General features: G+C 73.5%; 15 protein-coding genes. 12 read left to right on the forward strand and 3 right to left on the reverse strand.

Going from position 1 to position 16,302, the window contains the following annotated elements:
- Positions 1 to 147: 147 nt before the first annotated feature.
- Complete coding sequence (locus ACWGJ5_RS33670; protein ID WP_453313409.1) at positions 148 to 1,143, forward strand: DUF3048 domain-containing protein; 996 nt, start codon at positions 148 to 150, stop codon at positions 1,141 to 1,143.
- A gap of 77 nt (positions 1,144 to 1,220) precedes the next feature.
- Here ACWGJ5_RS33670 and ACWGJ5_RS33675 read toward each other — a convergent pair whose 3' ends face one another.
- Positions 1,221 to 1,685 (reverse strand): MarR family winged helix-turn-helix transcriptional regulator, encoded by a 465-nt coding sequence (locus ACWGJ5_RS33675; protein ID WP_453313410.1) that lies wholly within the window; start codon positions 1,683 to 1,685, stop codon positions 1,221 to 1,223.
- A gap of 181 nt (positions 1,686 to 1,866) precedes the next feature.
- On the opposite strand from ACWGJ5_RS33675, the gene ACWGJ5_RS33680 reads away from it, so the two are divergent.
- The 8 genes from ACWGJ5_RS33680 (at position 1,867) to ACWGJ5_RS33715 (ending at position 9,208) form a co-directional block, all read left to right on the forward strand.
- Positions 1,867 to 2,622: a CoA transferase subunit A gene (locus ACWGJ5_RS33680; RefSeq protein ID WP_453313411.1), complete on the forward strand. Its 756-nt coding sequence runs from the start codon at positions 1,867 to 1,869 to the stop codon at positions 2,620 to 2,622.
- Positions 2,622 to 3,266, forward strand: coding sequence for a CoA transferase subunit B (locus ACWGJ5_RS33685; RefSeq protein ID WP_453313412.1), 645 nt, complete (start codon positions 2,622 to 2,624; stop codon positions 3,264 to 3,266). Before ACWGJ5_RS33680 ends, ACWGJ5_RS33685 begins: the two co-directional genes overlap by 1 nt.
- Complete coding sequence (locus tag ACWGJ5_RS33690) at positions 3,263 to 4,489, forward strand: thiolase family protein (protein WP_453313413.1); 1,227 nt, start codon at positions 3,263 to 3,265, stop codon at positions 4,487 to 4,489. The genes ACWGJ5_RS33685 and ACWGJ5_RS33690 overlap by 4 nt, the downstream gene beginning before the upstream one ends.
- Before the next feature lie 8 nt (positions 4,490 to 4,497).
- Entirely contained in the window at positions 4,498 to 5,271 is a 774-nt protein-coding gene (gene pcaH / locus ACWGJ5_RS33695; protein WP_453313414.1) for a protocatechuate 3,4-dioxygenase subunit beta, read from the forward strand.
- A gap of 5 nt (positions 5,272 to 5,276) precedes the next feature.
- On the forward strand, positions 5,277 to 5,879 hold the full coding sequence (gene pcaG, locus ACWGJ5_RS33700) for a protocatechuate 3,4-dioxygenase subunit alpha (protein ID WP_453313415.1): 603 nt from the start codon (positions 5,277 to 5,279) through the stop codon (positions 5,877 to 5,879).
- Positions 5,876 to 7,216 carry a 3-carboxy-cis,cis-muconate cycloisomerase gene (pcaB, locus tag ACWGJ5_RS33705; protein ID WP_453313416.1) on the forward strand — a complete coding sequence of 447 codons (1,341 nt, stop codon included), beginning with the start codon at positions 5,876 to 5,878 and terminating at the stop codon, positions 7,214 to 7,216. The genes pcaG and pcaB overlap by 4 nt, the downstream gene beginning before the upstream one ends.
- Positions 7,213 to 8,352 carry a bifunctional 3-oxoadipate enol-lactonase/4-carboxymuconolactone decarboxylase PcaDC gene (gene pcaDC, locus ACWGJ5_RS33710; protein WP_453313417.1) on the forward strand — a complete coding sequence of 380 codons (1,140 nt, stop codon included), beginning with the start codon at positions 7,213 to 7,215 and terminating at the stop codon, positions 8,350 to 8,352. Before pcaB ends, pcaDC begins: the two co-directional genes overlap by 4 nt.
- A 64-nt stretch (positions 8,353 to 8,416) precedes the next feature.
- The gene (locus tag ACWGJ5_RS33715) at positions 8,417 to 9,208 is read left to right on the forward strand and encodes an SDR family NAD(P)-dependent oxidoreductase (RefSeq protein WP_453313418.1); all 792 of its coding nucleotides are present in this window, start codon (positions 8,417 to 8,419) and stop codon (positions 9,206 to 9,208) included.
- 15 nt (positions 9,209 to 9,223) lie between these two features.
- Here ACWGJ5_RS33715 and ACWGJ5_RS33720 read toward each other — a convergent pair whose 3' ends face one another.
- Positions 9,224 to 11,908: an ATP-binding protein gene (locus ACWGJ5_RS33720; protein WP_453313419.1), complete on the reverse strand. Its 2,685-nt coding sequence runs from the start codon at positions 11,906 to 11,908 to the stop codon at positions 9,224 to 9,226.
- Between the two features lie 441 nt (positions 11,909 to 12,349).
- On the opposite strand from ACWGJ5_RS33720, the gene ACWGJ5_RS33725 reads away from it, so the two are divergent.
- Entirely contained in the window at positions 12,350 to 13,429 is a 1,080-nt protein-coding gene (locus ACWGJ5_RS33725; RefSeq protein ID WP_453313420.1) for a DUF2510 domain-containing protein, read from the forward strand.
- Positions 13,430 to 13,551: 122 nt separating this feature from the next.
- On the opposite strand, the gene ACWGJ5_RS33730 is transcribed toward ACWGJ5_RS33725, so the two are convergent.
- Complete coding sequence (locus tag ACWGJ5_RS33730) at positions 13,552 to 14,196, reverse strand: TetR/AcrR family transcriptional regulator C-terminal ligand-binding domain-containing protein (protein ID WP_453313421.1); 645 nt, start codon at positions 14,194 to 14,196, stop codon at positions 13,552 to 13,554.
- 240 nt (positions 14,197 to 14,436) lie between these two features.
- Here ACWGJ5_RS33730 and ACWGJ5_RS33735 point away from each other — a divergent pair, with 240 nt between their 5' ends.
- Complete coding sequence (locus ACWGJ5_RS33735; RefSeq protein WP_453313422.1) at positions 14,437 to 15,249, forward strand: phosphatase PAP2 family protein; 813 nt, start codon at positions 14,437 to 14,439, stop codon at positions 15,247 to 15,249.
- On the forward strand, positions 15,246 to 16,190 hold the full coding sequence (locus ACWGJ5_RS33740) for a hypothetical protein (protein ID WP_453313423.1): 945 nt from the start codon (positions 15,246 to 15,248) through the stop codon (positions 16,188 to 16,190). Before ACWGJ5_RS33735 ends, ACWGJ5_RS33740 begins: the two co-directional genes overlap by 4 nt.
- Positions 16,191 to 16,302 lie beyond the last annotated feature (112 nt).

Genomic DNA, 16,302 nt, shown 5'->3' on the forward strand with positions numbered 1-16,302 from the left:
CCGCGCCAGGGGCGTCTCCGCCCGCCAGGGTCGTCTCCGGAGCCCGAACGGCCCACGGAGCGCGCATGACCGTAAGTGTTCGGGTATGGCCAGCAATGACCCTATGAGCGCACAATCGGACAAACGAACGGGGTGGCCATGGTGGGCATGGGACACAGAGCGCGCATGCGCCGCGGGACGCTGACGATGGCCGCGCTGGCGGTCTCACTGACCGCGACCCTCACGGCCGGCTGCACCCACCACGGCCGGGACGACGACCGCGCCCCGCAGCAGACCCCGGCGCCCACGGCACCGTCGGCTCCGGCAACGGCCCCCTCGGACACGGCGGCCGGTTCACCACTCGCCGTGAAGATCGACAACGTGCCCGCGGCCCGCCCCCAGACCGGGCTCGACGCGGCGGACGTGGTGTACGCCGAGCAGGTGGAGGGCGGTCTGAGCCGGCTGATGGCGGTGTACGCGACCAGGCTCCCGAAGACCGTCGGACCGGTGCGCAGCGCCCGCGAGTCCGATCTGGAGCTGCTGCGCCAGTTCCACCGGCCGACGCTCGCCTTCTCCGGCGCCCAGCACAAGCTGCTCCCGCTGATCGACAGGGCGCCGCTGCGGGCGGAGTCCCCCGACGAGGCCCCCGCCGCCTACTACCGGGGCACCGCCAAGGCCGCCCCGCACAACCTCTATCTGCACCCGGCCAAGCTGCTGCCGTCCGCCCCGGGCCAAGCCGCGCTGACAACCGGCTTCAGCTACGGCCCGGCCCCGGCCGGCGGCACCCCCACGGCCGCGCGCACCGTCCGCTACCCGGCCGCCCGCTTCACGTTCAACTGGTCCGCCGAGCGGCACCGCTGGCTGGTCGCGATGGACGGCACGCCCGCGGTGACGACGGACGGCGCGCGGGTGGCACCGGCGACGGTCGTCGTGCAGTACGTGAAGATCCGGACCTCCCGCTATCACGACGTGCTCGGCAACCGCACGCCGTACACCGAGACGGTCGGCTCGGGGAAGGCGCAGGTGCTGCGCGACGGCCGGTCCTTCGACGCCTCCTGGTCACGGCCGGACGCGACGGACGGTACGACGTTCACCGCGGCGGACGGCGGCCGGATGGACTTCGCCGACGGCCAGGTGTGGGTGGTGTTCGCACCGGCACCGTGAACGCCCGTACCGGCCGGTTGACGTGCGTACCGGCCGGTTGACGTGCGTACCGGCCGGTTGACGCCCGTACGGCCCGGTCAGCCCCGCGCGGCCAGCGGTTCGGCCGGGTTGCGCAGGCCTTCCGCAGCGTCCGCGACCCGGCGGATCAGGTCGAAGAACACGGTCTGTTCCTCGGCGGACAGCGGCGCCAGGAAGACCTGGTTCATCCGGGCGGTGCGCACGGTCAGCTTGCGATGGGTGCGCCGGCCCTCGTCGGTCAGGCGGAGCAGGAAGCGCCGGCCGTCCTGCGGGTCGCGCACCTTGGTCAGCAACTCCCGGCGGCCGAGCCGGCTGATGACCTCGGCGATGGTCGAGCGGTCCAGGCCCACCCGCTCCCCCACGGTCCGCTGATCGAGGCCAGGCTCCGCGACGAGCGCGTTCATGACCGCGAACTGCGGCGAGGTGATCTCCTCGGAGACCATCGTGTTCCACAGCAGGTAGTGCGCCTGCTGCAGCCGCCGGGCCAGGTGCCCGGGATGGGTGGTGAGGTCCACCGCGGCCATGTGCGCTCCCTGATCATTTCGTTGGTGTACTGAACAATACTCGTCGACCGGACCACCTGTCTCCTACGAGAAGTACGAACAACACATGTCTTGACGGACATCACCTCCGGTGGCAGCGTGTGGACCACCTCGCTGAAATACTCAGTGCGCTGATTAATGGCGAAGAGATGAGGCTTCACGGATGGACAAGGTGGTCGCCACGGCCGCGGAAGCGGTGGCCGATGTGCCGGACGGCGCGTCCCTCGCGGTCGGCGGGTTCGGGCTGAGCGGTGTGCCGAACGTGCTGATCCAGGCGTTGTACGAGCGCGGGGTCGGTGGTCTCTCGGTCGTCTCCAACAACTGCGGGGCGTTGGAGTCCGGACTCGCGGTACTGCTGGCCGTCGGGCGGATCAGCCGGGTGACCGGCTCCTACATCGGCGGCAACAAGGAGTTCGCCCGTCAGTACCTGGGCGGCGAGCTGGAGCTGGAGCTGATCCCACAGGGCACGCTGGCCGAGCGGCTGCGCGCGGGCGGCGCCGGCATCCCCGCCTTCTACACCCCGGCCGGAGTCGGTACCCAGGTCGCCGAGGGCGGTCTGCCGTGGCGCTACGACGGCGAGGGCGGCGTCGCGCTGGCCTCGCCCCCGAAGGAGGTGCGGGAGTTCGACGGCGTGGACTACGTCCTGGAGCGCGCCATCCGCACCGACTTCGCGCTGGTCAGGGCCGCGAAGGGCGACCGCCACGGAAACCTCGTCTTCAACAAGTCCTCCCGCAACTTCAACCCCCTCGCGGCCATGGCGGGGAAGGTCACGGTCGCCGAGGTGGAGGAGCTGGTCGAGCCCGGCGAGATCGCCCCGGACGCGGTGCACCTGCCGGGCGTCTTCGTGCAGCGGGTGGTGGCCCTGACCCCGGAGCAGGCGGCGGACAAGCGGATCGAGCAGCGGACGGTGAGCAGCTGATGGCCTGGACACGCGAGGAGATCGCCGCGCGGGCGGCGCGGGAGCTGCGCGACGGCCAGTACGTCAACCTCGGCATCGGCCTGCCCACGCTGATCCCGAACCACCTGCCCCCGGGTGTGGAGGTGGTCCTGGAGTCGGAGAACGGCATTCTGGGCACGGGCCCGTATCCGACCGACGACCAGGTCGACCCGGATCTGATCAACGCGGGCAAGGAGACCGTGACGGTCCTGCCGGGCGCCTCCTTCTTCGACTCGGCGCTGTCCTTCGCGATGATCCGCGGCGGGCACATCGATGTGGCCGTGCTCGGCGCGATGCAGGTCTCCGCGGGCGGCGACCTGGCCAACTGGGCCGTACCGGGCAAGCTGGTCACCGGGATCGGCGGCGCGATGGACCTGGTGCACGGCGCCCGTCAGGTGATCGTGGTGATGACCCACACCGCCAAGGACGGCTCCCCGAAGATTCTCAAGGAGTGCACGCTGCCGCTCACCGGCAAGGCCTGTGTGAACCGAGTCATCACCGACCTTGCGGTGTTGGACGTCAGCGAGCAGGGCCTGGCCCTGATGGAGACCGCCCCCGGTGTGACCGTTGACGACGTCGTCGCCCGGACCGACGCCGAACTCGTCATCCCGGAGAATCTGCTGTGAACGCCGTCAACAGGCTCAACACGGTTTACCTCGTCGACGCCGTCCGCACCCCCTTCGGCCGCTACAACGGCGTCCTGGCCTCCGTACGCCCGGACGACCTCGCCGCCCACACGATCCGCGCGCTCCTGGCCCGGACACCGGACCTGGACCCGGCCCGGATCGAGGACGTCTACTTCGGCAACGCCAACGGCGCCGGCGAGGAGAACCGCAACGTGGCCCGTATGGCCGTGCTGCTGGCGGGCCTGCCGACCGGCGTGCCCGGCGTGACCGTCAACCGGCTGTGCGCCTCCGGCCTGGAAGCGGTCGTCCAGGCGACCCGCGCCGTCGCCGTCGGTGACGCGCACATCGCCCTCGCGGGCGGCGTGGAGTCCATGACCCGCGCCCCCTATGTCCTGCCCAAGTCCGACCGTCCCTTCCCGGCCGGACACGCCGAGCTGTACTCCACAACGCTCGGCTGGCGCATGGTGAACCCGAAGATGGACCCGCAGTGGACCGTCCCGCTCGGCGAGAGCGCGGAGCTGATCGCCGACAAGCACAAGATCACCCGTGCGCAGCAGGACGAGTTCGCGCTGGCCTCCCACCGCAAGGCGACCGCCGCTCAGCAACAGGGCCTGTTCGATGTCGAGTCGGCACCGGTCCCCGTCCCGCAACGCAAGGGCGAGCCGGTCCGCTTCGCCGCCGACGAGTGCGTACGGCCCGACGCCTCCCTCGCCACGATGGCCAAGCTGAAGCCGTCATTCCGCACAGAGCGCGGGACGGTGACGGCGGACAACGCCTCCCCCCTGAACGACGGCGCCGCCGCCCTGCTCCTCACCGACGAGGAGGGCCTGGCGGCGACCGGCCGCGAACCGCTGGCCCGGATCTCCGCGACCGGGGTGTCGGCGACCGACCCGCACCACTTCGGTCTCGCCCCCGTCGAGGCCGTCGGCCGAGCCCTCACCAAGGTGGGCAAGGGATTCGACGACCTGTCGGTCCTGGAGCTGAACGAGGCGTTCGCCGCCCAGGTCCTCGGCTGCCTCGCCGAATGGCCCGAGTTCGACCCGGCGATCCTCAACCCCCAGGGCGGAGCGATCGCGCTCGGCCACCCCCTCGGCGCCTCCGGTGCCCGGCTCGCCGGCACCGTCGCCCACCAGCTCGCCCGCCGCGGCTCCGGCACCGGCGTGGCCACCCTGTGCATCGGCGTGGGCCAGGGCCTCGCCCTCGTTCTCGAACGCTGGCCCTAGGACGCCCCATGACTCTCACCCAAGCCGACATCGACCTCGAAATCGCCACCGAGCACGCCGCGTACGAGAAGCGCGTCGCCGACGGCGCCCCCGTCGAGCACCACCCGCGTCGCGACTACGCGCCCTACCGCTCCTCCGTGTTCCGCCACCCCGGGCAGCCCCTGGTCGCCATCGACACCGCCCAGGACCCGGAGCTGGTGGAGCTGCACTCCCCCGCCTTCGGGGAGCGCGACATCACCGGGATCGACAACGACCTCACCCGGCACCACCGGGGCGAGCCGATCGGTGAGCGGATCACCGTCTCCGGGCGGCTGCTGGACCGCGACGGGCGCCCGGTGCGCGGCCAGCTCATCGAGATCTGGCAGGCCAACTCGGCCGGCCGCTACGCCCACCAGCGTGAACAGCACGACGCCCCGCTCGACCCGAACTTCACCGGCGTCGGCCGCACCCTCACCGACGCCGAGGGCCGCTACCACTTCACCACCATCCAGCCGGGCCCCTACCCGTGGCGCAACCACGTGGGCGCCTGGCGCCCGGCTCACATCCACTTCTCGGTGTTCGGTACGGCGTTCGCCCAGCGGCTGGTGACGCAGATGTACTTCCCGAACGACCCGCTGTTCCCGTACGACCCGATCCTGCAGTCGGTGACGGACGACGCGGCCCGGCAGCGGCTGGTCGCCACCTACGAGCACGGCCTGTCGGTGCCGGAGTTCTCACTCGGTTACCACTGGGACATCGTGCTGGACGGCCCGGCCGCCACCTGGATCGAGGAAGGACGCTGACCGCCATGACGAAGATCGACACGAGCAGCCCGGAGCAGGTGCTGCCCACCCCGTCCCACACGGTCGGCCCCTTCTACGGCTGTGCCCTGCCCTTCCGCGGCGGCGAGGAGATCGCCCCGCTCGGTCACCCGGACACGATCACGGTGCACGGGTACGTCCTCGACGGCGCGGGGCGGCCGCTGCCGGACGGGCTCGTGGAGCTGTGGGGTCCGCGCCCCGACGGCACCGTCCCGCAGGCCGACGGCTCCATCCGGCGCGACCCGGCCACCGGCGGTTACCTGGGCCGCAACGGCGTGGAGTTCACCGGCTGGGGCCGCAGCCAGACGGACGCCGACGGTCACTGGTACGCCCGTACGCTCCGGCCCGGCGCCCGCGGCGGCAACGCCCCCTACCTCAGTGTCTGCGTCTTCGCGCGCGGCCTGCTCGTCCACCTGTTCACCCGGATCTACCTGCCGGGCGACGAGGCAGCGCTCGCCGCCGACCCGCTGCTCACCCGGGTGGGCGACCGGCGCGACACGCTGATCGCCACCGAGGAGGGCCCGGGGACCTACCGTTTCGACATCCGTCTTCAGGGCGAGGGCGAGACGGTCTTCCTGGAGTTCCAGTGACACTTGCGTCCCCTCCGTACGCCGACACCGGCCTGCTCGCGCCCGAGTGGGGGCAGTCGGGCGCCGCGTCCGCGACCAGTGACCACGCGTATCTGCGGGCGCTGCTCGACGCCGAGGCGGCGCTGACCCGCGCGCAGGCCGCGCTGGGGCTCGCCCCGGCCGAGGCCGCGGCGGCGGTGACCGAGGCTGCCGTCCCGGACCGGTTCGGCGTCCGCTCCCTGGCGGCTCGGACCCCGGCCGGCGGCAACCCGGTCATCCCGCTGGTCGCCGACCTGACCAGGGATGTCGGCGAGCAGTACGGCCCCTACGTCCACCGGGGCGCCACCAGCCAGGACATCATGGACACGGCGACGATGCTGGTCGCCGTGCGCACCCTCGGCCCGGTCCTGGCCGACCTGGGCCGCACCGAGCGGGCGCTGGCCCGACTCGCCGCGGAGCACCGGGACACGGCGATGCCGGGACGGACGCTCACCCAGCACGCCGTACCGACCACGTTCGGGCTGAAGGCGGCCGGCTGGCGGTCGCTGGTCCTGGACGCAACGGACCGCCTCACCCGGGTACGGGACTCGCTCCCCGCCCAACTCGGCGGCGCGGCTGGCACCTTGGCGGCTTTCCAGACGTACGGCGCCCAGGACGCCGCCGCGCTGACGACGGCGTACGCCCGCGAAGTCGGCCTCGCCGCACCGGCGTTGCCCTGGCACACGCTGCGCACGCCGATCGCCGACCTGGCGGGGTGCCTGGCCTTCACCGCGGGCGCCCTGGGCAAGCTCGCCGTGGATGTGCTGACGCTGTCGCGCACGGAGATCGGCGAGGTGAGCGAGGGCAGCGGCGGCGGCTCGTCGGCCATGCCGCACAAGTCGAACCCGGTGCGCTCCACGCTCCTTTTGGCCGCCGCCCGGCGTGCCCCCCAGCTCACGGCCACGCTGTACGGCTCCGTCGCCGCCGAGGACGAGCGGCCGGCCGGTGCCTGGCATGCCGAGTGGGAGCCGCTGCGCGATCTGCTCCGGCTGGTGGGCGGCTCGGCCGCCCACGCGGCCGAGCTGGCCGAGGGCCTGCGTGTGTACCCCGCCGCGATGCGCCGGAACCTCGGTCTCACCCGGGGGCTGATCGTGTCCGAGCGGCTGTCCGCCGCCCTCAGCCCCGTTCTCGGTCGTGCGCGTACCAAGGAGCTGCTGGCCGAACTGGCCCGCCGCGCCCACACCGAGGACCGCCCGCTGCGCGAACTCCTCGGCGAGCAGCCAGAGTTGAAGGACATCGACCTGGACGGCCTTGGCGCCCCCGCCCACTACACCGGATTCGCCGGAGCTCTCACCGACCGTGCCCTGGAGCGACGTTGACCGAGAAACTCCTCAACCATCTGGCAGAAGGCCCGGCCTCGGCGCCCCCGCTGCTGCTGGGGCCGTCGCTCGGCACCTCGTACGCCCTGTGGGACGCGGTCGCGCCCGAGCTCTCGGCAGCCCATCGCGTGGTGCGCTGGGACCTGCCCGGCCACGGCGGGTCGGCACCGGAGCTGATCGGACCGGGCGCGACCGTCGGCGACCTCGCCGCGCTTGTGCTGGCCCTCGCCGACAGGCTCGGCATCGACCGGTTCGCCTACGCGGGCGTCTCCCTCGGCGGCGCCGTCGGCCTCCACCTGGCCGTGCACCACCCCGACCGGCTGACCTCCCTGGCCGTGCTGTGCTCCTCCGCCCACTTCGGCGACGGCACGGCCTGGCGGGAGCGGGCGCGGCGGGTGCGCCGCGAGGGCATTCAGTGGCTGGTGGAGAGCGCCGACGCGCGCTGGTTCACCCCCGGCTTCAGCGTCCCGAAGCTCCTCCAGGACCACCGGGAGGCCGATCCGGAGGCGTACGCCGCCTGCTGCGACGCGCTCGCCGCGTTCGATCTGCGCGACCGGCTCGGCGAGACCTCCGTACCGACACTGCTCGTGGCGGGTCGGCAGGATCCCGCGACGCCGCCCGCGCATCTGCGCGAGATCGCCGACGCGGTGCCCGGCGCGACGCTGGTGGAGCTGCCCGGCGCCTCGCATCTGGCGCCCGCGCAGGTTCCGCGGGCCGTGCTGACGGCGCTGCGCACCCACTTCGACGGGCCGCCGGCGAGCGGGACGACCGTGCGCCGGGAGGTGCTGGGCGACGCGCACGTGGACCGGGCGCAGGCCCGGCAGACCCCGTTCACCGCCCGGTTCCAGGACTTCATCTCCCGCTACGCCTGGGGCGAGGTCTGGACCGATCCGACGCTGTCCCGGCGCGAGCGCAGCATGATCACACTGACCGCGCTGGTCGCCCACGGTCACCACGACGAGCTGGCGATGCACGTCCGGGCGGCGCGCCGCAACGGGCTGACGACTCAGGAGATCGCCGCGGTGCTGCTGCAGACCGCCGTGTACTGCGGGGTGCCGGCCGCCAACTCCGCGTTCGCGACCGCCCAGCGCGTGCTCGCCGAGGAGGACGACGGGGAGGACCGGGGCCGAGGGTGACCCTGCCGGTCGTAGCTTCGACAGCACCTCCCTCGCGGCACCGGGCCGTGCCTAGGGTGGAACCATGTCCACCATTCTGATCACCGGCGCCACCTCCGGACTCGGCCGGTACGTGGCCTTCGAACTGGTCCGCTCCGGCCATGTCGTCCTCGCCCACGGCCGTGACCGGGACCGCACCGAGCGGCTCGTCGCGGAGCTGCGCACCGAGGGCGAGGCCGAGGGGTTCGTCGCCGACCTGGCCCGCCTCGCCGAGGTGCGGGAGCTGGGCGCTCGGGTCGCGGAGGCGCGTCCCGGCCTCGACGTGCTGATCAACAACGCGGGGGTGGGCGGCGGCACGCCCGGCTCAGGGCGGGAGCTGAGCGCCGACGGACACGAGCTGCGGCTCGCCGTGAACCATCTCGCGCCCGTCGTCCTCACCCGGTTCCTGCTGCCCGTCCTGCGGGCCAACGCGCCGGCCCGGATCGTGAACGTCGGCTCGGCCGGCCAGGAGCCTCTCGACTTCTCCGACCCGGAACTGACCCGCGGCTACAGCGGGATGTCGGCATACTGCCGCAGCAAGTTCGCCCTCGCCGCGCACACCTTCACGCTCGCCGACGAACTCGCCGGCAGCGGGGTGTCGGTGAACGTCCTGCACCCCGCCACCTTCATGGACACGGCGATGGTCCGCGAGAGCGGCATCGCCCCCTGGAACTCGGTCGCCGACGGCGCGGCGGCCGTACTGGCCCTGGCCACCGGGGAGTTGGGTAGCGGCGGCTACTTCGACGGCACCCGGCGGGCCCGGGCGCACGAGGAGGCGTACGACCCGGAGGTCCGCAAGCGTCTGGCGACGGTGACGGAGCAGTTGCTCACGGTGTGAGGTCCGCCGAAGGCACTACCGCAGCCCGCGTCCCGTCTCCAGCACCTCCCTCGCCTGGGCCGCCAGCCCCTCCGCACCGCACGCCCGGGCGAGGTCCAGGCCCCGGTTGAGCTCCGCCACGGAGCGGGCGGCGATGCCGTACTCGACGCGGGCCGCCGCGTGTTCGTACTGGCAGGGTGAGGCCTCCAGGTAGGTGACGGCCTGGGCGGCGAGCTGGACCGCGCGCCCGCCGGTCTCCAGGGCGGCGGCGCAACGCAGGGCCTCGCCGATGGCGGTGTCCGTGCCGAAGCGTTCGGCCTGCCGGCGGGCGTCGGCGGCGAGCTGCGCGGCGCGTGCCGGGTTCTGCTCGGCGAGGGCCTTGGCGAGGTCGATGGACCAGGGCGAGAGGACCGGGTTGTGGCCGCCGCGCGAGGCGGCGATCTTCTCGGCGGCCTCCAGTTCGTGGACGCCCTCCTCGGTGCGGCCCACGGCGAGCAGCAGCCGGCCGCGTACGCAGCGGATGTCGGGCAGCACGATCGTGGAGGGGTAGGGCGGCGCGAAGCCGTACTGCTCGGCGATCGACCAGGCCTCGTCGACACGGCCGCGGGCCAGCAGGGTGTCGACCAGTCCGCAGGTCGCCGACCAGTACAGCGGCAGGCGGCGGCCGACGCGTTCGGCGAGCACCAGTGCCTCGCGCAACGTGGACTCGGCCTCGCGCAGCCGTCCCTGCCTGCGGTAGGCGAGCCCGAGGAAGGCGTTGGCGAGGGAGAGGTGGCCGCCGCGCCAGCCGGCGCCGGTGTAGACGCGCAGGGCTTCGGCGAAGAGGTTCTCGGCGCGGTCGAGCCGGTCTGCGTAGGCGTACGCGCTGCCGAGCATCATCAGCAGCTCGATGCCCCATTCGGGGTCGGTCCAGCCGAGGCCGGGGGCGAGGCGGCCGTTGACGAGGGCTCGGTCGCACAGTTCGAGCACCTCGTCGGCGCTCTCGCCGTGAGTCATGGCGTCGAAGCCGCGCAGGACGAGCAGGGCGCGTTCGGCGTTGTCGCGGCCGGTGCAGGTCCTCGCGAGTTCGGCGAGGCGCCGGGAGCGGGCCGGGGAGACGGTCTCGCCGTGGATGCCCTCCCACATGAACTGCACGGCCTGCAGCCGCATCTTCACGGGGCCGGCTTCGTGCCGGGCGGCCTCGGCCTCGACCGTGCGGACGGCCTCCTCCAGCTGGTCGTTGTGGAGCAGCGCCTGGGAGAGCCGGACCACCGCGTCGACCCGCCGCTCGCCGTCGAGGCCGGGCAGGCCGAGCGTGAACTGGAGGTGGTCGATGGTGACGGAGGGTGCCGTGAGCAGGGTGGCGCAGCCCAGTTCGTACAGGACGTGGGCGTGGACCTCGGGCAGCGGTGGCTCCTGCAGGGCGCGTTCGAGGCAGGTGCGGGCCGCGTCCGGCGCGCCGACGGCGAGGTGTTCGCGGGCGGCCTCGCGCAGCTGCTCGACGAGTTCCTCGTCGCCGTCCGGGTGCACCTTCAGCAGGTGCCGGGCGGCCAGGGCGGCGCCGCGTCCCAGCTCGGTGATGATCTGCGCGGCGACGCCGTGCATGGCGGTGCGCACCCCGGAGGGGATGGAGTTGTAGACGGCGCTGGCGATCAGCGGGTGGACGAACTCCAGCTCGCCCCCGTCGCGTTCGCTGCCGTCCGCGAGGTCGGGGTGGGCGAGGATGCGTTGGGTGCAGAGGAGTTCGGCGCAGTGCCGGGCGATGGCGTCGTCCATGGTGGCGAGGCGGGCGACCATGTCGACGGTGATGCCGGTGCCGAGGATGGCGGCCGCCCAGGCGAACTGGGTGGCCTCCAGGCCGAGCCCCTTGAGCCGGTCGACCAGTCCGCCGCCGCGGGCGGCGCGGTTGAGGGCGCGCAGTTCGGCCGCCCGGGACTCGACCGGCTGCAGTTCGCTGTCCTGCACCTTGGCGAGGAGTTCGGTGGTCTCGTAGGGGTTGCCCGCGGTGACGGCCCAGACCTCGCGGCAGAACGCGTCGTCGGCATGGCGGCCGAGGGCGGCCCGGGTGAGCCCCGCCGCGGCGTCGGGCGTGAGGGCCCTGAGGTTGTCGACGGGGCGGCCCGCGGCGGCGGCCACCGCGTCGAGGTGGCGGGCGCTGTCGCCGCTCACCTCGCCGGGGCGGCGGGCGACCACGACGAGCACGGAGAGGTCGTCCAGGCGCTCGGCGAACGCGGCGAGCCAGCGCAGGGTCTCCTGGTCGGCCCAGTGCGCGTCGTCGATCAGCAGCACCAGCGGCCACTCGCGGCGGGCGAGCCTGCGCACCGCGGCGACGAGTCCGTCGCACACGTACTGCGGGTCGGCGCTGCCCTCCTGCGGGTCGACTATGCCGAGGGCGGGACCGGCGATGTCATACCAGTCGCCGAGGTACTCGCGGGCCTCCTCGGGCAGTAACGACAGCAGGGCGGGCTGGAGCAGCTGCCGTACCACGTTGAACGGGACGGTCCGCAGGGTCTCCGCGCCGCGCGTGGACCACACGGCGCAGCCGCGGCGCTCGGCTGTGCGGCGTGTCTCGGCCAGCAGTGCGGTCTTGCCGAATCCCGCCTCGCCGCGGAAGACCAGCAGACTGCCCGCGGACGACTGGTCGGCACACAGGAGGTCGAGTGCCTGTGCGACGGTGGCCATCTCCGCGTCCCGCTCCCACAGGGAAGCCGAGGCGGCCGCCGGCGGCCGTCCCTCCGTCATCCCGTTACCTCCCCAGGTCGCCCGAATGACGTACAGAGCATGAGCGTAGCCGTCCGGTGGGACGTGTGGTGGCCGGTCGGGGCAGCTGTTGCCCCGGCGGGTGAAAGTGGGTGCGGGCAGGCGACGCGCACCCGGCCCGAGCAGCCGGTCAGCGGCGGACGGGGCGTCAACATCGGCTGGCGCCATACCGGTTGCCGGATCACGTGTGCCCGCACGGGGACCGGGGCATCACCCGTCCGACCGCACCGGACGAGACGGACTTCGTCGCCGGGGCGGGCCGCCGGCGGCGGCGGTGCGCGGGCCGGGCGTCGTGAAGGGGCGGTGAGCGGTGGCCGTGCCGGAGGAGTGAGAAAAAAAATCCCGGCGCCGATATGTCCCGTACGGTCGATTGGCGACGGATCCTCTCATCACACTTTCACTGTCGCCTCATACGGTGGGGTCATGACGCAGGTGACTCCCCCCGGGTGGTACCCCGACCCCGGGCAGACGAACGACGGTCCGCCCACCGAGCGCTGGTGGGACGGCAAGGCCTGGACGGACCAGACCCGCCCCGCCGGGACGGCCGCCACGTGGGGTCCCCCGACACAGCCGCCGCCGGCCGGCGGCCCGCAGCCGGCGCACCCGGCGACCCCCGCGGCTCCCTTTGTCTACGGCGCGCAGCCCGGGTATCCGGCGTATCCGGGGTACCCCGCCCCGCCTCAGCCCCGGTCCCGGCGCGGCCTGCGCACGGGCATAGCCGTCGCGGCGGCGACCGCGGTCCTGTCGAGCATCGCGCTCGGCGTGTGGACCCTGGCCAAGAACCCCGGCGACGGCGGCGCCGACCGGGCCGGGTCGCAGCAGGGCGCCACGGGTGGACAGGACGGCGGGCCGGGCGGCGGGTCCGGCGGCTCGGGCGGCCCCGGGGGTTCGGGCGGCTTCGGCGGTCCGGGCGGGTCCGGTGGGTCCGGTGGGGCCTCGCCGTCGCCGGGCCAGTCCGAGGCGCCCAAGGTGAAGGGCGGCGGCACGGTGCCGGACCCGGTCAACGGCATCAGCCTGCCGGTGCCGACGGGCTGGACCGGCCAGACGATCAGCGTCGGCGCGCAGGTCACCTCCGACGACTCCTACAAGTGCCCGGGCAACTCCGCCCAGACCTGCACCTCGGGCGGCGCCTACTCGGCTCCCGCCCAGGCGCTGGACATCAAGGGCGACACGGCCGAGCAGGTCGCCAAGGCGGACATCGCGGCCAACGCCAAGCAGTCGTACGGCGGCACCACCTACGGCAGCATCACCTCGCACCAGGTGCTGGGCTCCGGCGCGGTGACGGTGGCCGGACAGAAGGGGTACATGGTGCGCTGGAAGGCGGTCACCAGCAAGGGCGCCGACGGCTGTGTCGAGTCGGTCGCCTTCCCCTCGCCCGACGACGCCAAGCAGATCGTGGTGGTGCGGTTCGGCATCGACGTCGGGCAGAAGACGGCCGTCATCGACGAGATCCTCAAGGGGATCAAGGTGTCGTCCGGCGACGGGAACGGCCAGGACGTCTGATCCACGGCCGCCGGGACAAGAGTGCGGCCGGGTGGGGCTCCCCTCCGCTCAAGAGGAGCCCCACCCGGCCGGGGGGTGCGCGCCGCCCCCGTCCCCACGGTGCGGCGCCGGCAGGTCACCGTTCAGTCATCCCGTGAACGGCGGCCTGGGTCTTGTGTCAGCCCGAGCGCGGGCAGCACGGTGGCCTCCACGAACCGGGTGAGATAGTCGCTGTCGGCGTACTGGCCGCTGAGCACGGGCCGCACGCGCAGCACGCCGAACATCATGGCGGGGATGTACTCCAGCGCCGGATGGTCGGCCCGGACCTCGCCCCGGGCGACGCCCCGCGCGAGCATTTCCTGCAGCGCGGCGATCTCCGGGTACACGAGTGCCTCGCGCAGCGCCTGGGCGAGCTGGTGGTCCGCCGTCACCGCGTGCCCGAGCGCGTGCAGCAGCCTGGTGTCCTTGCCGGACCATTCCCCCGCGGCCCGCGCGGCCTGGCGCAGGTCCTCGGCGAGCGATCCGGTGTCGATGCCGGCGAACCGCACCCGGCGATTGGCGCGCAGCGCGGCCGCGACGAACTGGGGCTTGGTCTTCCACTGCCGGTAGAGGGTGGACTTGCTGCACCGGGTGCTGGCGGCGACGCCCTCCATGGTGACGGACTCGTAACCGCATTCGCGGATCTGCTCCAGCACGGCGTCGAAGAACTCCCGCTCACGCTCCGGCGTGATCTTGGAGCGGCGCGAGGCGGCGACCATGTCCGGTCCGTCCGCGGCCTGCGACGTCATGCGGTGCTTCCCCTCACTCGTGTCCGGCTCGGCCATCGGCGCACGCCCCGCTCAAGTCTCGCTGTAGCGGCACGGCCGACCCTGTCTCCAGTGTGTCGTACATCAACCGATACGCAAGTGTACCGGTACTTGAGCGTATCGGTACACTGGCGTATCGGTACGATGACGTATCGATGAGTTCCGGCCGGGGGCGGGGCTCGTCACCACCACACGCACCACCGTCAGCGAAGGGGCCGGGGGATGAATGCCCGAACCGAGCCTGCAGAGGCCGCAGCCGAGCCGCCGGACGCTCCGGCGCGCCCTGCACTCATACGTGAGCTTCTGCTGGTCGCGGGGCTCTTCCTCGTCTACAAGCTCGGCCGGCAACTGGCCACCGGACACACCGCGAACGCCTTCCGCAACGCCCGCCGCGTGTGGCACCTGGAGCGGGCGCTGGATCTCCCCCACGAGAACGACGTGCAGTCCGCGCTGCTGCACGGCGACACCCTCGTCCACCTGGCGAACACCTACTACGCCACCGTCCACTTCCCGGCGACGCTGGCCTTCCTGGTCTGGCTGTACCTCAGACGGCCCGTGCACTACGTGTGGGCCCGCCGGGTCCTCGCGGTCGTCACCGCGGCCGCGCTGGTGCTTCCGTTCACCTTCCCGCTGGCCCCGCCGCGGATGCTGACCGGCACCGGCCTGGTGGACACCGCCCGCCGGTTCGGCCCGTCCGTGTACGGCCCGCCGTCCAGCGACCATCTGTCCAACCAGTTCGCGGCGATGCCGTCGCTGCACTTCGGCTGGGCGCTGATGGTGGCGATCGGCCTGATCGTGGCCACCCGGTCCCGGTGGCGCTGGCTGTGGCTGCTGCACCCGGTGATCACCCTGCTGGTGATCGTGGGCACGGCGAACCACTACTGGCTCGACGCGGTCGTCGCGACGGCCATGCTCGGCGTCGCCCTCACCCTGATCCGTCCGCCGCACCGGACGGCCGGGACGACCGGCCCGGCAGGACGCGGCGCCGGCCGGCCCGCGCCGCGCGAGCACGCCTTGGCGGGAGCGGGCCGATGAGCGCCGCCGTGACCGCCGTCGCCCTTTCGCTCGTCTCGGCGATCGCGTACGCGCTGGCCGCCGTCGCCCAGGAACGCCTCGCCGCCCGCACCGCCGGCACCGGCCTGCTGCGACTGCTCGGCACCGGCGCCTGGTGGTCGGCGGTCGGCCTCAACGCGGCCGCCGCCCTGCTGCACGTCATCGCCCTCAGGTACGGCCCGCTCACCCTCGTCCAGCCGCTCGGCGCACTCACCCTGGTGGCGGCGGTACCGCTCGGCGCACGGGCGGCGGGGCGCCGGGTCAGCGCGGTGGAGTGGCGCGGTACGGCGCTGACGCTGCTCGGGCTCGCCGCGCTGCTCGTCACCGCCTGCGGTCCGGCGCCCGCAAGGGTGCTGTCGCTGACCGAGGCACTGGCCGTCGCCGGTACGACCGCCGCCGCGATCGGCATGCTCTCCTGGCCCGGCGCCCGGCCGGGCCTCAGGCACGCGACGGCGTCCGGCTTCGCCTCCGGTGTCGCCTCGGCGCTGACCCAGACGGTGACGGTGGCGGCCACGGACCGCACGGCCCCGGCCCTGAGCACCGAGGTCATCGTGGTCGCCGTACTCGTCGCCGCGTTCGCCGTCGGCGGGCTGCTGCTGTCCCAGACCGCCTACCGAGGCGGCCTCGGCGCGCCGCTGGCCCTGGTCACCCTCGCCAACCCGGTGGCCGCCGCGGTCATCGGCCTCACCCTGCTGGGCCAGGGCCTCCACGGCGGCCCGGCCGGCGTCCTGCTGGCGTTCGCCGGAGCGGGCCTGGCCTCCTGGGGTGTGGTCCTGCTCACCCGGGTCACGCCCGGGCCGGTGCCCGAGGACGACGACCACCCCGTGGCCGCCGTACTGGCCCTCCGGCCGGATACGGCGACCGCCGAACCGGCCCTGGTGCCGCGGCAGCCGGAACAGCCCGGACATCTCACGGCACTGTGAGGGCACACAGCGGCGGCGGGGGGGCCCGGCGCGCCCGCCCCCCCCCCCCCCGCCCGGCGGGCCCGCGGGCGTGGGCCCCGCCGGGGGGGGGGGTGAGGCACCCCCCCCGCCC

It is taken from the genome of Streptomyces sp. NPDC054783, from assembly GCF_053611725.1.

Excerpts from the sequence above, each read along its gene's own strand:
- ACWGJ5_RS33735 (WP_453313422.1), top strand. The coding sequence starts at position 14,437 with ATGAATGCCCGAACCGAGCCTGCAGAGGCCGCAGCCGAGCCGCCGGAC.
- ACWGJ5_RS33715 (WP_453313418.1), top strand. The coding sequence starts at position 8,417 with ATGTCCACCATTCTGATCACCGGCGCCACCTCCGGACTCGGCCGGTAC.
- ACWGJ5_RS33670 (WP_453313409.1), top strand. The coding sequence starts at position 148 with ATGGGACACAGAGCGCGCATGCGCCGCGGGACGCTGACGATGGCCGCG.
- ACWGJ5_RS33725 (WP_453313420.1), top strand. The coding sequence starts at position 12,350 with ATGACGCAGGTGACTCCCCCCGGGTGGTACCCCGACCCCGGGCAGACG.
- ACWGJ5_RS33730 (WP_453313421.1), bottom strand. The coding sequence starts at position 14,196 with ATGACGTCGCAGGCCGCGGACGGACCGGACATGGTCGCCGCCTCGCGC.
- pcaH (WP_453313414.1), top strand. The coding sequence starts at position 4,498 with ATGACTCTCACCCAAGCCGACATCGACCTCGAAATCGCCACCGAGCAC.
- ACWGJ5_RS33740 (WP_453313423.1), top strand. The coding sequence starts at position 15,246 with ATGAGCGCCGCCGTGACCGCCGTCGCCCTTTCGCTCGTCTCGGCGATC.
- pcaG (WP_453313415.1), top strand. The coding sequence starts at position 5,277 with ATGACGAAGATCGACACGAGCAGCCCGGAGCAGGTGCTGCCCACCCCG.
- ACWGJ5_RS33675 (WP_453313410.1), bottom strand. The coding sequence starts at position 1,685 with ATGGCCGCGGTGGACCTCACCACCCATCCCGGGCACCTGGCCCGGCGG.
- ACWGJ5_RS33720 (WP_453313419.1), bottom strand. The coding sequence starts at position 11,908 with ATGACGGAGGGACGGCCGCCGGCGGCCGCCTCGGCTTCCCTGTGGGAG.
- ACWGJ5_RS33680 (WP_453313411.1), top strand. The coding sequence starts at position 1,867 with ATGGACAAGGTGGTCGCCACGGCCGCGGAAGCGGTGGCCGATGTGCCG.
- ACWGJ5_RS33685 (WP_453313412.1), top strand. The coding sequence starts at position 2,622 with ATGGCCTGGACACGCGAGGAGATCGCCGCGCGGGCGGCGCGGGAGCTG.